At 51.6% G+C, this 13,637-nt stretch carries 15 protein-coding genes; all 15 read right to left on the minus strand.

From position 1 onward, the window contains the following. Positions 1-8 precede the first annotated feature (8 nt). Positions 9-848 (minus strand): glycosyltransferase family 25 protein, encoded by an 840-nt coding sequence (locus tag Q9J80_RS03240; RefSeq protein ID WP_304672876.1) that lies wholly within the window; start codon positions 846-848, stop codon positions 9-11. Further along, positions 848-1,888: a glycosyltransferase family 2 protein gene (locus Q9J80_RS03245; RefSeq protein WP_304674149.1), complete on the minus strand. Its 1,041-nt coding sequence runs from the start codon at positions 1,886-1,888 to the stop codon at positions 848-850. The genes Q9J80_RS03240 and Q9J80_RS03245 overlap by 1 nt, the downstream gene beginning before the upstream one ends. A 69-nt stretch (positions 1,889-1,957) precedes the next feature. Further along, positions 1,958-4,021, minus strand: coding sequence for a glycine--tRNA ligase subunit beta (glyS, locus tag Q9J80_RS03250; protein ID WP_304672718.1), 2,064 nt, complete (start codon positions 4,019-4,021; stop codon positions 1,958-1,960). Positions 4,022-4,041: 20 nt separating this feature from the next. After that, a complete protein-coding gene (locus Q9J80_RS03255; RefSeq protein WP_002223090.1) occupies positions 4,042-4,452 on the minus strand; it encodes a 50S ribosome-binding protein YggL in 411 nt (136 codons plus the stop codon). Positions 4,453-4,528: 76 nt separating this feature from the next. Further along, a complete protein-coding gene (gene glyQ / locus Q9J80_RS03260; RefSeq protein ID WP_002223091.1) occupies positions 4,529-5,434 on the minus strand; it encodes a glycine--tRNA ligase subunit alpha in 906 nt (301 codons plus the stop codon). A gap of 172 nt (positions 5,435-5,606) precedes the next feature. After that, a complete protein-coding gene (locus Q9J80_RS03265; RefSeq protein ID WP_003750992.1) occupies positions 5,607-6,029 on the minus strand; it encodes a F0F1 ATP synthase subunit epsilon in 423 nt (140 codons plus the stop codon). Between the two features lie 10 nt (positions 6,030-6,039). Continuing rightward, positions 6,040-7,437, minus strand: coding sequence for a F0F1 ATP synthase subunit beta (atpD, locus tag Q9J80_RS03270; RefSeq protein WP_003750991.1), 1,398 nt, complete (start codon positions 7,435-7,437; stop codon positions 6,040-6,042). A gap of 38 nt (positions 7,438-7,475) precedes the next feature. Then, entirely contained in the window at positions 7,476-8,351 is an 876-nt protein-coding gene (atpG, locus tag Q9J80_RS03275) for a F0F1 ATP synthase subunit gamma (RefSeq protein ID WP_300906352.1), read from the minus strand. A gap of 24 nt (positions 8,352-8,375) precedes the next feature. After that, a complete protein-coding gene (atpA, locus tag Q9J80_RS03280; RefSeq protein ID WP_301674070.1) occupies positions 8,376-9,923 on the minus strand; it encodes a F0F1 ATP synthase subunit alpha in 1,548 nt (515 codons plus the stop codon). A gap of 10 nt (positions 9,924-9,933) precedes the next feature. Continuing rightward, a complete protein-coding gene (locus Q9J80_RS03285; RefSeq protein WP_301674069.1) occupies positions 9,934-10,467 on the minus strand; it encodes a F0F1 ATP synthase subunit delta in 534 nt (177 codons plus the stop codon). 4 nt (positions 10,468-10,471) lie between these two features. Beyond that, on the minus strand, positions 10,472-10,942 hold the full coding sequence (locus Q9J80_RS03290; RefSeq protein ID WP_301674068.1) for a F0F1 ATP synthase subunit B: 471 nt from the start codon (positions 10,940-10,942) through the stop codon (positions 10,472-10,474). 73 nt (positions 10,943-11,015) lie between these two features. Next, the gene (gene atpE / locus Q9J80_RS03295; protein ID WP_003676106.1) at positions 11,016-11,252 is read right to left on the minus strand and encodes a F0F1 ATP synthase subunit C; all 237 of its coding nucleotides are present in this window, start codon (positions 11,250-11,252) and stop codon (positions 11,016-11,018) included. Positions 11,253-11,309: 57 nt separating this feature from the next. Then, on the minus strand, positions 11,310-12,176 hold the full coding sequence (gene atpB / locus Q9J80_RS03300; RefSeq protein ID WP_301674067.1) for a F0F1 ATP synthase subunit A: 867 nt from the start codon (positions 12,174-12,176) through the stop codon (positions 11,310-11,312). Continuing rightward, the gene (locus tag Q9J80_RS03305) at positions 12,166-12,519 is read right to left on the minus strand and encodes a F0F1 ATP synthase subunit I (RefSeq protein ID WP_301674066.1); all 354 of its coding nucleotides are present in this window, start codon (positions 12,517-12,519) and stop codon (positions 12,166-12,168) included. The genes atpB and Q9J80_RS03305 overlap by 11 nt, the downstream gene beginning before the upstream one ends. Positions 12,520-12,751: 232 nt before the next feature. Then, the gene (locus Q9J80_RS03310) at positions 12,752-13,612 is read right to left on the minus strand and encodes a ParB/RepB/Spo0J family partition protein (RefSeq protein WP_301674065.1); all 861 of its coding nucleotides are present in this window, start codon (positions 13,610-13,612) and stop codon (positions 12,752-12,754) included. Positions 13,613-13,637 lie beyond the last annotated feature (25 nt).

The raw sequence follows: 13,637 nt of genomic DNA on the forward strand, positions 1-13,637 counted from the left end.
TTCTCCTCTTATTGGAAAGGCACAATGATTTTGCCGATTAACTGTTCGCGCCTTTGCCGGCGTTTTTCCCTTTCCCTGCTGATTTTGGTCAAGGCGCGGATCAGGCGGTGTTTGAATGTGTTGGCGGGGGAATCGCGCCTTTGCTGTTTGCGGTTCAGGCAGCGGTCGTGTTCGATCAGGCTGCCCAATGCGCTGTTTTGGTCGTGAAACTTGGCATAATGCAGCTCTTGGGCGCACAAGGCGGGATTGAGCTGGAAAACCGGTATCCTTTCCCTGTCGTCAGGGTTGCCGAACATCATCCAATCGACGGGGTGCAGCCCTTCAGACGGCAGGGCTGCAAACCTGTCCAAGAAAAAATGCATTGCCTTTCGGGAAATGATATAGCCCGCCGTCCCCCAGTGTTCGCTTTCCAACAGCGGGAAGGCACGCCCGCAGTAGTCCGCCACGCCGGAGGGCGAGGTCAGGACGTGCATAAACATCGTTTCCAAGCGGACGACAAAGGCGGAATCGGGGTCAAAGCGTTCTTCCAGCCAAGCGTCTTCGGCAAGGAACTGCTCCGCGCCTTCGCCGAGTAAAACGTCGTCTTCAAATACGGCGATATACGGTAAGCTTTCGTCCAACGCCTGTTTCCACAATACGGCGTGGCTCATAAAGCAGGCTTTTTCCACTCCGCTCAAATAGGGGTGCGCCGACAAACCGGGGACGAGTTCCGCCATCGCCTGTTCCAGCCTTTCAGACGGCATCAGTGCATCAAAAAACTGAAACGGGATGCCGTGCGCGCCGAAAGTTGCGGCAATGTGCGCCCTGCGTTCTGCGGCGGAACTTAGGCTGATAACGTGGTTTTGCATTAAATCTCCTGTTCTTTCCCTGCCGAATCCGACCGCGCCTGCCGGCGGTTTTTAATCAGCCGGTGCAAAATGCTGAAGTATTGCCTCAAGGTAAACAGCCGCCGCATCCTGCCGTCTGCCGCGAAATCCAGCCACGCGCCGGCGGGCGGCGTGTCCGTCCGTTTGAAACATTGATACAAAAACCGGCGGGCGCGTTCAAAATCTTCTTCAGGCAAATCCTTCTCCAGCAGTTCATACGCCGCTGCTTTTGTTTGGCGGTATTCAAGACTATCAAACCTGATTTTAAAACCCATAGACTGCAAGAAATCGTTTCTGGCGGTTTTTTGGATGCCCTGCGCGATTTCGTGTTGGCGGACGCTGTGTTTGGATGAAACCTGATTGGCGTGAAGGCGGTATTTGACCAAGGCTTCGGGATAATAAGCCAGCCTGCCCAATTTGCTGACATCGTACCAAAATTGGTAATCTTCCGCCCAATCCCGCTCGGTGTTGTAACGCAAACCGCCGTCAATGACACTGCGCCTCATAATCATGGTGTTGTTGTGTATAGGGTTGCCGAAAGGAAAAACGGCGACAATGTCTTCATGCCGAGTCGGTTTGTCCCAAATTGCACCGTGTCTGTGGTGCCGCGCCAGCCGGTTGCCGTCCTTTTCTTCCGACAAAACTTCCAGCCACGCACCCATCGCAATGATGCTGCGGTCTTTTTCCATCTCGCCCACGATTTTCTCAATCCAGTCGGGGGCGGCAATATCGTCTGCATCGGTGCGCGCAATATATTCCCCCCCCCCCGACTTTGCCAATTCGTCCAGCCCGATGTTTAAAGAGGGAATCAGGCCGGAATTTTGAGCTTGTGCAAGGATTTTGATACGGCTGTCCCGCTTTTGAAAATCCTTGGCAATGGCAAGTGTGCCGTCTGTCGAGCCGTCATCGACAATCAAAATCTCCAAGTTGCGCCAAGTCTGATTCACGACGGCGGCTAATGATTGGGCGAAATATTTTTCTACGTTGTAGGCGCAAATCAATACGCTGACTAAAGGTTGCAATCCGTTCCCCCTTTCCGATACGTCCGATGCCGTCTGAAGGCTTCAGACGGCATTTGGACTGTACAACGGTTACTCACCCAAAAGCGCGATGTCGGCCACCGCGTTCATTTGTTCTGCCAAGCGGTTCAACAGGTTCAGGCGGTTTTGTTTTACGGCGGCATCTTCCGCCATCACCATCACGCCGTCGAAGAAGGCATCGACTTGCGGTTTGACGGAAGCCAGTTCGGACAAGGCGGTTTGGAAATTGCCTTCGGCGACGGCGGCGGCGATTTTCGGCTGCAAGCCTTGCGCAGCGGCAAAGAGGGCTTTTTCTTCGTCCTGTTGCAACAGGCTTTCGTTAACCGCGCCCAACTCGGCATCGGCTTTTTTCAGCAGGTTTTGCACGCGTTTATTGGCGGCGGCGAGCGCGGCGGCTTCAGGCAGTTGTTTGAACGCGGCAACAGCCTGCAATTTGGCGGTCAAATCGTCCAAACGGCGCGGCTGCTTGGCAAGTACGGCGGCGACGATGTCTTGCGGATAATCGTTTTGCAGCAACACGGCAAGGCGCGCCTGCATAAAGTCGGCGGTTTCAGACGGCGTTTTCTCGTTGAGCAAACCTTTGGGGAAGCTGTCGAATGCCGTCTGAATCAGTTCGTTTACGTCCAAACCGTACTGCATCAGCATCCGCAAAATACCCAAGGCGGCGCGGCGCAGGGCGTATGGGTCTTTGTCGCCGGTCGGAATCAGACCAATGCCCCAAATGCCGACCAGGGTTTCCAGCTTGTCCGCCAGTGCCACGGCGGCGGCAATTTTGCTTTCGGGCAGCTTGTCGCCGGCAAAACGCGGCTGATAGTGTTGCTCGATGGCTTCAGCGATTTCTTCGGTTTCGCCGTCCAAACGGGCATAGTATTTGCCCATCGTGCCTTGCAGTTCGGGGAACTCGCCGACCATTTCGGTTACCAAGTCGGCTTTCGCCAAACGTGCGGCGCGTTCGGCTGCGGCGGCATCCGCACCCAATGCTTTGGCAATGTGGGCGGCGATGCTTTGCAGGCGTTCGATGCGCTCGGCTTGCGAACCGATTTTGTTGTGGTACACCACGTTTACCAGCTTGGGCAGGCGGCTTTCCAAGGTCGCTTTTTGGTCTTGTTTGTAGAAGAACTCGGCATCAGACAGGCGCGCGCGCAAGACGCGTTCGTTGCCTCGGATGATGTGCGACGGGTCTTCGGTTTGCAGGTTGGAAACCAGCAGGAAGCGGTTCATCAGCTTGCCGTTTTGGTCGAGCAGCGGGAAGTATTTTTGGTTTTGCTGCATCGTCAGAATCAGGCATTCCTGCGGCACGGCGAGGAAGTGTTCTTCAAAACCGGCTTCCAAAACAACAGGCCATTCGACCAGCGCGGTTACTTCGTCCAACAGAGCCTCATCGGCGGCAACGGTGGCGTTCAGACGGCGTGCCTGCCCTTCCAATGCCGTCTGAATCGCGGCTTTGCGCTCGGCAAACGAAGCGACGACTTTGCCTTGCTCACGCATTTGTTCGGCGTAGCTGTCGGCGTTTTCAATGGTGATTTCGCCGCTGGAAAGGAAACGGTGTCCCAAAGTTTTGTTGCCGCTTTGCAAACCCAAAATGCTGACGTTCACAATGTCGCCGCCGTGCAGCACAATCAGACTATGTACAGGACGCACGAAGGTAAACGTGCTGCTGCCCCAACGCATCACTTTCGGAATCGGCAGTTTCTTAACCGCTTGATTGATAATGTCTTCCAAAAGCTCGCCCAACGGTTTGCCGGTTTGGACGTATTCATAGGCGTACACATCCTGTTTGCCGTCGTGGACGATGGTCAAATCTTCGATTTTCGCCCCCGCACCGCGTGCGAAACCTTCCAAAGCCTTGGTCGGCGCACCGTCTTTCATGGCATTCGCCACGGCAGGGCCTTTTTTCACGATTTTTTGGTCGGCTTGAACGGCTTTGACGTTTTTGACTTGAACCGCCAAACGGCGCGGAGAAGCGTAGGCGGTAAGTTCGGCTGCGCCGTCAACCAGTTGCGCTTTTTCCAAGCCTTCGGCAACGGCGGCGGCAAAATGGTTGCCCAGATTATTAAGGGCTTTGGGCGGAAGTTCTTCGGTAAGGAGTTCGATTAAAAGGGTTTGGGTCATCATTCGGCTTTCTTTGAATTTGGTTAATCTGCCTGTTTATAGGTTTCGCTGTAACTTTCCCAGCCGTCATCCCCGTAAAAACCGTCAACCAGCGGGGTGGCGTACAAAGTGGCGACATCTTCGCGACCTGCCAGCCAAGAGATAATGGCTTTTTTCTCGGTTTCGCCCAAGCTTCTGGTGCCGGATTTTTGAAACAGGCACGAAAAATCGCCGCAATCGCCCCCGCCCGCCATTTCTAAGCCGTTTACCGCAAGATACGCAATCAGCTCGTCCATAAAGCGGCCGAACGCTTCGGCATCGTCCTCAGCTTGGTGCAAACTGCCTTGAACGCCGAAAATCAATGTTTGAAACTCGCCCAAATGTAGCTTTTTATGCTGGCGGCGGTTCATTTTGTGCAGGCGTTTCCTGCTTGGGGTGCGGAAATAGACAGGCATAAGTTTCCTAAAATATATAATGGGTTACGGACGGCTGCCATATCGTGCCGCCCGAACGTAAAAAATCGCCTGCCCCTTAGGCGGCGTTTGCCTTCATTAAGGGAAAGCCCAGTTTTTCGCGGCTTTCGACATATTTTTGCGCCACGGCGCGGCTCAATGCACGAATACGTCCAATATAAGTTGCCCGCTCGGTAACGGAAATCGCGCCGCGTGCGTCTAAAAGGTTGAACGTATGCCCCGCTTTGAGGACCAGCTCGTAGGCAGGCAGGGCGAGGCTTGCTCCTTCAACGGCGAGCAGGCGTTTGGCTTGCGCTTCGTAGTCGTTGAACTGGCGCAAGAGCCAGTCGGCATCGCTGTATTCGAAGTTGTAGGTGGATTGTTCGACTTCGTTTTGGTGGTACACGTCGCCGTAGCTTACGGTGTTGCCGTCCGGCGTTTTTGCCCAAACGAGGTCATAGACGTTTTCCACGCCTTGCAGGTACATCGCCAAGCGTTCGATGCCGTAGGTGATTTCGCCGAGTACGGGCGTGCAGTCGATGCCGCCGACTTGTTGGAAATAGGTAAACTGGGTTACTTCCATGCCGTTGAGCCAGACTTCCCAGCCTAAACCCCACGCGCCGAGGGTGGGGTTTTCCCAGTCGTCTTCGACAAAGCGGATATCGTGCACTTTGGGGTCGATGCCCAATTCGCGCAGAGAATCAAGATAGAGGTCTTGGATATTGGCGGGGGCGGGTTTGAGGGCGACTTGGAATTGATAATAGTGTTGCAGGCGGTTGGGGTTGTCGCCGTAGCGGCCGTCTTTAGGGCGTCGGCTGGGTTGGACGTAGGCGGCAAACCAAGGCTCGGGACCGAGCGCGCGCAAGCAGGTGGCGGGGTGGGAAGTGCCGGCGCCGACTTCCATATCGAAAGGTTGGATGACGGTGCAGCCTTTGTCTGCCCAGAATGTTTGCAGCTTGAAGATGATTTGTTGGAAGGTAAGCATGGCTTATTGTTCGATAAAATAAAGGTTTTATTTTACTGTTTCCATAGCCGCTTGAATAGATTTATCTCGAAGACAGCCTGATTTGAAACCAGGGGATGGATAATTTTTTAATTTAAATCCGGAAAATAAAAAGCACGGCCAAACGACCGTGCTTTCCCAAACCACACAAGTTTTATTTTTTGTGCGAACGGATATAGTCCAAAGTCTTGAGCTGTGCAATTGCGGCAGCCAATGCCTTGTGCGCCTCCGCCAAATCCTTGTTGTCTTTGGCTTGAGAGATGCCGGCTTCGGCAGCTTTTTTCGCTTCTTCGGCACGCGCCCGATCCATTTCTGCACTGCGGACGGCAACATCCGCCAAGACAGTTACTTTATCAGGCTGTACTTCCAAAACACCACCGGAAACAGCAACCAAAACCTCTTTATCCTCGCCGGGAACAGTCAAACGCAAAGCTCCCGGCCGCACCAAACTCATAATCGGCTCGTGTCGCGGGTAAATACCAAGCTCACCTTGAACGGTCGGAACCACTACAAAGCCGGCTTCGCCCGAATAGATGTTTTGCTCGCTACTGACCACTTCAACTTGCATGACGCTCATGCCGACCTCCTTAGTTTAAGGTTTTCGCTTTCTCTACCGCTTCTTCGATGCTGCCGACCATGTAGAATGCCTGTTCGGGCAGGTGGTCGTATTCGCCGTTCAAGATGGCTTTGAAGCCGGCAATGGTATCGCGCAGGGCGACATATTTGCCGGGAGAACCTGTAAACACTTCGGCAACGTGGAACGGTTGAGACAAGAAGCGTTGGATTTTACGGGCACGCATTACAGTCAGTTTGTCTTCGTCAGACAATTCGTCCATACCCAGAATGGCGATAATGTCGCGCAATTCTTTGTATTTTTGCAGAGTGGACTGCACACCGCGCGCTACGTCGTAGTGCTCTTGACCCAATACCATCGGATCCAATTGGCGTGAAGTAGAATCAAGCGGGTCAACTGCCGGGTAAATACCCAAAGAGGCAATATCACGGCTCAGTACGACGGTAGCATCCAAGTGTGCGAAAGTTGTCGCTGGAGACGGGTCAGTCAAGTCATCCGCAGGTACATATACGGCTTGGATGGAAGTAATGGAACCGGTTTGGGTAGAGGTAATACGCTCTTGCAAACGACCCATTTCTTCAGCCAATGTCGGTTGGTAGCCCACTGCAGACGGCATACGGCCCAACAGTGCGGATACTTCGGTACCGGCCAGAGTGTAACGATAGATGTTGTCGACGAAGAACAATACGTCGCGGCCTTTACCGTTTTCATCTTTTTCGTCACGGAAGTATTCGGCCATAGTCAAACCGGTCAAAGCAACGCGCAGACGGTTGCCTGGAGGTTCGTTCATTTGGCCATACACCATGGCTACTTTATCCAATACGTTGGAATCTTTCATCTCGTGGTAGAAGTCGTTACCTTCACGGGTACGTTCACCCACACCTGCGAACACGGACAGACCGCTGTGCGCTTTGGCGATGTTGTTGATCAATTCCATCATGTTCACGGTTTTGCCTACACCGGCACCACCGAACAGACCTACTTTACCGCCTTTAGCAAACGGACACAGCAAGTCGATCACTTTAATACCGGTTTCCAACAATTCGGTAGTTGCAGACAACTCGTCGAATTTCGGAGCAGTTTGGTGAATGGCACGGCTCTTGTCGGTATCGATCGGACCTGCTTCATCAACAGGCGTACCCAATACGTCGACAATACGACCCAAAGTACCTTTACCTACCGGCACAGTGATTGGCGCACCAGTATTGCTTACAGACATGCCGCGTTTCAGGCCGTCTGAACTACCCATTGCAATAGTACGGACAACGCCGTCACCCAGAAGCTGTTGAACTTCCAGAGTCAGACCGTTCTCGTCCAATTTCAGGGCATCGTAAACATGCGGGATAGCGTCGCGTGGAAATTCCACGTCAACCACCGCACCAATAACTTGTACGATTTTGCCTTGGCTCATTATCGTATCCTAATTTCCTGTTCAGGCTTCAGACGGCATTAAACTGCCGCTGCACCTGCTACAATTTCTGACAATTCTGTGGTAATCGCGGCTTGACGCGATTTGTTGTACACCAAGCGCAATTCTTTGATGGCATTGCCTGCGTTGTCGGTCGCGGCTTTCATCGCTACCATACGCGCGGCTTGTTCGGATGCCATGTTGTCGCTCAATGCCTGATAAACCACAGACTCTAAATAGCGGCGAACCAAATATTCCAATACGGCGATAGGACTCGGCTCGTAGAGATATTCCCAAGTAAATGAAGAATGACCTGTTCCGTCGTCAATAACGTTTTCACCGATAGGCAGCAACACTTCCATACGCGGCTCTTGGCGCATTGTATTGACAAAACGTGAGTAAACCATATGGATACGGTCTAATTCATGCTTCTCATAACGTTGGAAGATTTCGGTCAAAGAGCCAAGCAACGCCTCCATTTTTGGGGTGTCGCCCAAATTGGTTGCGCTGGCAATAACGTTCAAACCGATGCTTTGGCATGCAGCCAAACCTTTGCTACCCAGGCACACGACTTCGACTTCGATGCCTTGTTCCTGATACTCTTGAACTTGCGCCAAAAACTTTTTCAGTACGTTTGCGTTCAAGCCACCGCACAAACCTTTATCCGAGGTAATCAAGATGAAACCGGCACGACGCACTTCGCGGTGCGGCTCCAACAGTTTGATACCATGATCGGCATTAGTCTGTGCAAGATGGCTCATCACTGTACGCACTTTTTCGGCGTACGGACGCGCTAAGCGCATCCGGTCTTGAGTCTTCCGCATTTTAGAGGTCGACACCATTTGCATCGCTTTAGTGATCTTTTGAGTATTTTGAACACTACGGATTTTGGTGAGAATCTCTTTTCCGACTGCCATTTCAGACTCCTTTCATCTCAATACTTATGCTTGGTAAGCGTAAGAAGATTTGAAAGATTTCATGGCTTCGGTCAATGCTTTTTCGCTTTCGTCAGACATTGCGCCTGATGCATTAATCGCTTCCAGAACCTCAGGATGTTGCGTACGTACGAAACTCAGAAATTCTGCTTCGAAAGCCAAGGCTTTGGATACCGGAACATCTGCGTAAGAACCGTTGTTGATCGCCCACAAAGTCAATGCCATTTCGGCAGTGTTCAATGTGCTGAATTGTTTTTGTTTCATCAATTCAGTAACCACTTCACCGTGTTGCAACTGTTTGCGTGTTGCTTCGTCCAAATCGGAAGCAAATTGCGAGAACGCTGCCAATTCACGGTACTGTGCCAACGCCAAACGGATACCGCCACCCAGTTTTTTGATGACTTTGGTTTGTGCTGCACCACCTACGCGCGATACGGAAATACCGGCATTGATTGCAGGACGGATACCGGCGTTGAAGAGGTCGGTTTCCAAGAAGATCTGACCGTCGGTAATCGAAATGACGTTAGTTGGAACGAAAGCAGATACGTCGCCCGCTTGGGTTTCGATAATCGGCAACGCGGTCAGAGAACCGGTTTTGCCTTTTACTTCGCCGTTGGTCAATTTCTCCACTTCGTGTTCATTGACACGTGCCGCACGTTCCAACAGACGGGAGTGCAGGTAGAACACATCGCCGGGATAGGCTTCGCGGCCAGGCGGACGGCGCAAAAGCAGGGAAATTTGACGGTATGCAACGGCTTGTTTAGACAAGTCATCATACACAATCAATGCATCTTCACCGCGGTCACGGAAGAATTCACCCATGGTACAACCGGAGTAAGGAGCGATGTATTGCAGTGCAGCGGCTTCAGAAGCAGTTGCGGCAACCACGATAGTATGTTCCATCGCGCCATGCTCTTCCAATTTGCGTACTACGTTGGCAATAGAAGATGCTTTTTGACCGATAGCCACATAAATACAGATAACGCCTGTACCTTTTTGGTTAACGATGGCATCCAGTGCTACGGCTGTTTTACCGGTTTGACGGTCACCAATGATCAACTCACGTTGGCCACGACCGACAGGAACCATAGAGTCAATCGCCTTCAGACCGGTTTGCATCGGCTGGTCAACCGATTTGCGCGCAATTACGCCCGGTGCGATTTTTTCAATTGGTGCAGTCAAAGTTGTATTAATCGGGCCTTTACCGTCGATAGGCCGACCCAATGCATCAACGACGCGCCCGACCAGTTCGCGTCCGACCGGCACTTCTAAAATACGGCCGGTACAGGTAACTGTATCGCCTTCTTTAATATGTTCGTACTCGCCCAACACTACGGCACCGACGGAGTCGCGCTCCAGGTTCATCGCCAAGCCGAACGTGTTGCCCGGGAATTCGAGCATCTCACCTTGCATTGCATCTGACAAACCATGGATGCGAACGATACCGTCAGTTACCGAAATCACCGTACCACGGGTACGCACTTCGGCATTTACAGACAGATTTTCGATCTTGGCTTTAATCAGATCGCTAATTTCAGCAGGATTAAGCTGCATGAAAACTCTCCTAATTCGTCATAGTCGTGTACAAGGCACTCAGTTTGCCTTGTACAGACAAATCCAAAACCTGATCTCCCACTTCAACTTTTATGCCGCCAATCAGCTCCGGTTCGATTTCGACAGAGATTTTCAGCTCGCTGTCGAAACGCTTATTCAGCATTTGCGCCAACTCGCCAACCTGTTTGTCGGTCAACGGATAGGCACTGTAAATGACGGCAGATTTGATATGGTTGAATGATAAGGTCAAGTCTTGATATTGAGCATATACTTCCGGCAATACCGACAAACGTTTCTGCCCGGCCAAGACGATAACAAAGTTTTTCAACTCCTTGTCTTTCAAACCGACCAAATCGATGAGGATATCTGCTTTTTCTGAAGCATTCGTTTCAGGACGGTCAATCAATGAAGCCACCTTCCCTTCCTGAACAACCGCCGCAAGTTTTTCCAGTCCGCCCAACCAAGACTCAATTTGGTTTTTTTCCTGAGCCAAACCGAACAATGCCTTTGCATAAGGTCTGGCAATCGTTGCGAACTCTGCCATAAGATTACAGCTCCTGTTTCAGGGTATCGAGCAGTTTTGCGTGTTTGGAAGCATCGACTTCGCTGCGCAAAATAGATTCGGCACCTTTGACAGCCAACACGGCAACCTGCTCGCGCAGGGATTCGCGTGCGCGGAACAATTCCTGCTCCACATCGGCCTTTGCCTGAGCTGCAATGCGCGCCACCTCGGAAGAAGCCTGTTCTTTGGCTTCTTCGACAATTTTGGCGGCACGTTTTTCGGCGTTGGCAACCATTTCGGTTACCTGATGACGCCCTTCTGCCAAGAGTTCTGCAACTTTTTTCTCTGCCTGCTCGAAATCGCTTTTACCACGCTCGGCAGCTGCCAAGCCTTCAGCGATTTTTGCGGCACGCTCATCCAATGCTTTGGCAATCGGAGGCCATACGAATTTCATCGTAAACCAAACCAAGCCAAAGAAAACTAGGACTTGAGCAAATAAGGTTGCATTAATATTCACGTTACTTAACCTTCGTATCTGGGTTAATCAAACAGACGGTAAGCCTGTATCTGAACGGATTTCTCCGTCTTGATTACGCAGCACCAAACGGGTTAACGAAGGCGAACAACAGGGCAATAGCCACACCGATCAAGAATGCCGCATCAATCAGACCAGCGATCAAGAACAGTTTGGTTTGCAGCGGACCGATCAGTTCAGGTTGGCGAGCAGAAGACTCCAAATATTTAGAACCAACCATTGCGATACCGATAGAGGCACCCAGTGCGCCCAATGCAACGATCAAACCACATGCGATAGCAATCAAACCCATTTTAAACTCCTTAAAGAAACAAAGGTTAAACTACAAAAAACAAACTACTTAGGAAAATCAGTGCGCATCATGTGCCTGTCCGATATAGACAAACGCCAACGCCATGAAAATAAACGCCTGCAGGGTAATTACCAAAATATGGAAAATCGCCCATGCCAAACCGGCAATAATGTGGAATACAAACAGAATCGGATCCATTACTTCGACGCTGCCGGAAGCTGCCCAAGCACCGCCAAGCAAGGCTATCAGCAAGAATACCAATTCGCCCGCATACATATTGCCGAACAACCGCATACCGTGTGATACGGTTTTAGAAAGAAACTCGACCAAATTCAGCAGGAAGTTCGCAGGTGCGAGTTTTGCACCGAAAGGCGCGCTGAACAACTCGTGAAACCAGCCGCCCAATCCTTTGATTTTGATGTTGTAATAGATACAAATCAGCAACACGCCGACAGCGAGTGCCAAAGTGGTGTTCAAATCGGCAGTCGGCACGACGCGCAGCAGGGCGTGATGGTTACCGGTAATGCCCTGCCATACCATCGGCAGCAAATCGACCGGCAGCATATCCATCGCGTTCATCAGGAAAATCCAGACAAACAGCGTCAAACCCAAAGGGGCGATGGCTTTTCTAGACTGTTCATTGTGGATGATGCTCTTACACATATCGTCCACAAACTCGAACAAGATTTCCACTGCAGCCTGGAAACGTCCGGGAACGCCTGCTGTTGCTTTTTTTGCACCGCGCCACAACAGGAAGCTGCCGATTACGCCCAACAGGACGGCAAAAAAGACGGCATCAAGGTTAATAAACGAAAAATCAGCAATGTTTTTCAGTCCCTGACCCTGAGTAACATCCGACAAACTGGTCAAGCTCTGCAAGTGGTGCTTGATGTAGTCGGCAGCGGTAATGGTTTCACCTGCCATAATCTTTCACTCTCAACAATACTAAAAAAACCAGATGGCTGACACCGAGCAGCCCCATTAGAAACGGGGCGAACACCAGCGATTGATGCCATATTGCAAATACGGCGAGCATGGACAACAGCGACAGCACTACTTTTAAAATCTCTCCGAAGACAAACATCCTGCTTTGCAGGAAGGGGTTTCCCCTGAAAAGTTTTAAAAGTAAAACTGCAACAAACGTGGGAAGCAGATAGGACAAACCGCCCCCGACCGCCGAAAGGAGTCCGGCAAAACCCCATACGGCAAAGGCAACTGCGGCGCATATGGACAATACGGCGGATTGTAGGACGATAATCTGCTTCATAAAGGGAATGTTTCCGCCTCGGATTTGAGGCGCGGCTAATATAATTTAGAAGCCTTATTACGTCAAGCGACAGTTAATCTTTGTGAAACAACGTATCCCAATCCGCCGCGCCCGCCGCCTGAATAACGGCAGCAGGTGTTATTCTAACACACATTACATATAATTACAGATTATTGGAAAGTTTGTCCGAATTTCTTTACGTTTTATGTTTCAGACGGCATATCCCGCAAAATTAAGGCCGGTAATCTATGCCCAACTGCTTCAAAATGTGGTCGAAGGTTTCGGGCGTGTCGAAATGCAGGACAATCCTGCCTTTTTTGTGGTTAACGGTTTTGACTTCAGCGTTGACACCCAGTTTTTCAGTCAGCAAATCATTCAGGCGGCCGATATCTGCGGCGGCAGTTTTTTTGGACTCGGAACGTTTGTTTTGAAGGGCGACTTGGCTGCGGCGTTCGACTTCGCGCACCGACCAGCCGTTTTTGACAGCCTTTTGCGCCAACTCGAGCTGTTCTACGACGGGCAGGGTCAGCAGTGCGCGGGCGTGTCCCATTTCGAGGCGGCGTTGGTAAAGCATTTCCTGCACGGGTTCGGGCAGGCTTAAAAGGCGCAGGCTGTTGGAAATGGCGCTGCGGCTTTTACCGACGGCTTTTGCGATGGTTTCGTGGGTCAGTCCGAACTCGTCGGCAAGACGTTTCAACCCCTGCGCTTCTTCGATAGGGTTGAGATTCTCTCGCTGAAGGTTTTCTATCAACCCCATGGCCAGTGCAGTTTCGTCGCTGATAGTCTTGATAACGACAGGGATTTCGGTCAGGCCAGCAAGCTGGGAGGCGCGCCATCGCCGCTCCCCTGCAATCAGTTCGTACCGGGACAAACCGTGTTCCCGCACAATGACGGGCTGTATCACGCCTTGCGCCTTAATCGAATCCGCCAGCTCCTGCAAGGCTTCGTCATCGATTTGAACACGCGCCTGATAGCGGCCGGGCTGGATATCTTTAACCGCAACCGTGGTCAATCGGTCGCCGCTGCTGTTGTCTGCACCGTTAGCGAGCAGCGAATCCAAACCGCGCCCCAATCCGCCTTTTACTTTCGCCATGCCTTTCTCCCTTACGTGTTCAAAT

The organism is Neisseria blantyrii (assembly GCF_962747855.1).
In the GTDB taxonomy this organism is placed as follows: Bacteria; Pseudomonadota; Gammaproteobacteria; order Burkholderiales; family Neisseriaceae; genus Neisseria; species Neisseria viridiae.

Coding starts and splice junctions, on each gene's coding strand:
- atpD (WP_003750991.1), bottom strand. CDS start 7,437: ATGAGCCAAGGCAAAATCGTACAAGTTATTGGTGCGGTGGTTGACGTG.
- atpG (WP_300906352.1), bottom strand. CDS start 8,351: ATGGCAGTCGGAAAAGAGATTCTCACCAAAATCCGTAGTGTTCAAAAT.
- glyQ (WP_002223091.1), bottom strand. CDS start 5,434: ATGCTTACCTTCCAACAAATCATCTTCAAGCTGCAAACATTCTGGGCA.
- Q9J80_RS03265 (WP_003750992.1), bottom strand. CDS start 6,029: ATGAGCGTCATGCAAGTTGAAGTGGTCAGTAGCGAGCAAAACATCTAT.
- Q9J80_RS03310 (WP_301674065.1), bottom strand. CDS start 13,612: ATGGCGAAAGTAAAAGGCGGATTGGGGCGCGGTTTGGATTCGCTGCTC.
- atpE (WP_003676106.1), bottom strand. CDS start 11,252: ATGGGTTTGATTGCTATCGCATGTGGTTTGATCGTTGCATTGGGCGCA.
- Q9J80_RS03240 (WP_304672876.1), bottom strand. CDS start 848: ATGCAAAACCACGTTATCAGCCTAAGTTCCGCCGCAGAACGCAGGGCG.
- Q9J80_RS03305 (WP_301674066.1), bottom strand. CDS start 12,519: ATGAAGCAGATTATCGTCCTACAATCCGCCGTATTGTCCATATGCGCC.
- Q9J80_RS03255 (WP_002223090.1), bottom strand. CDS start 4,452: ATGCCTGTCTATTTCCGCACCCCAAGCAGGAAACGCCTGCACAAAATG.
- atpA (WP_301674070.1), bottom strand. CDS start 9,923: ATGCAGCTTAATCCTGCTGAAATTAGCGATCTGATTAAAGCCAAGATC.
- Q9J80_RS03285 (WP_301674069.1), bottom strand. CDS start 10,467: ATGGCAGAGTTCGCAACGATTGCCAGACCTTATGCAAAGGCATTGTTC.
- glyS (WP_304672718.1), bottom strand. CDS start 4,021: ATGATGACCCAAACCCTTTTAATCGAACTCCTTACCGAAGAACTTCCG.
- atpB (WP_301674067.1), bottom strand. CDS start 12,176: ATGGCAGGTGAAACCATTACCGCTGCCGACTACATCAAGCACCACTTG.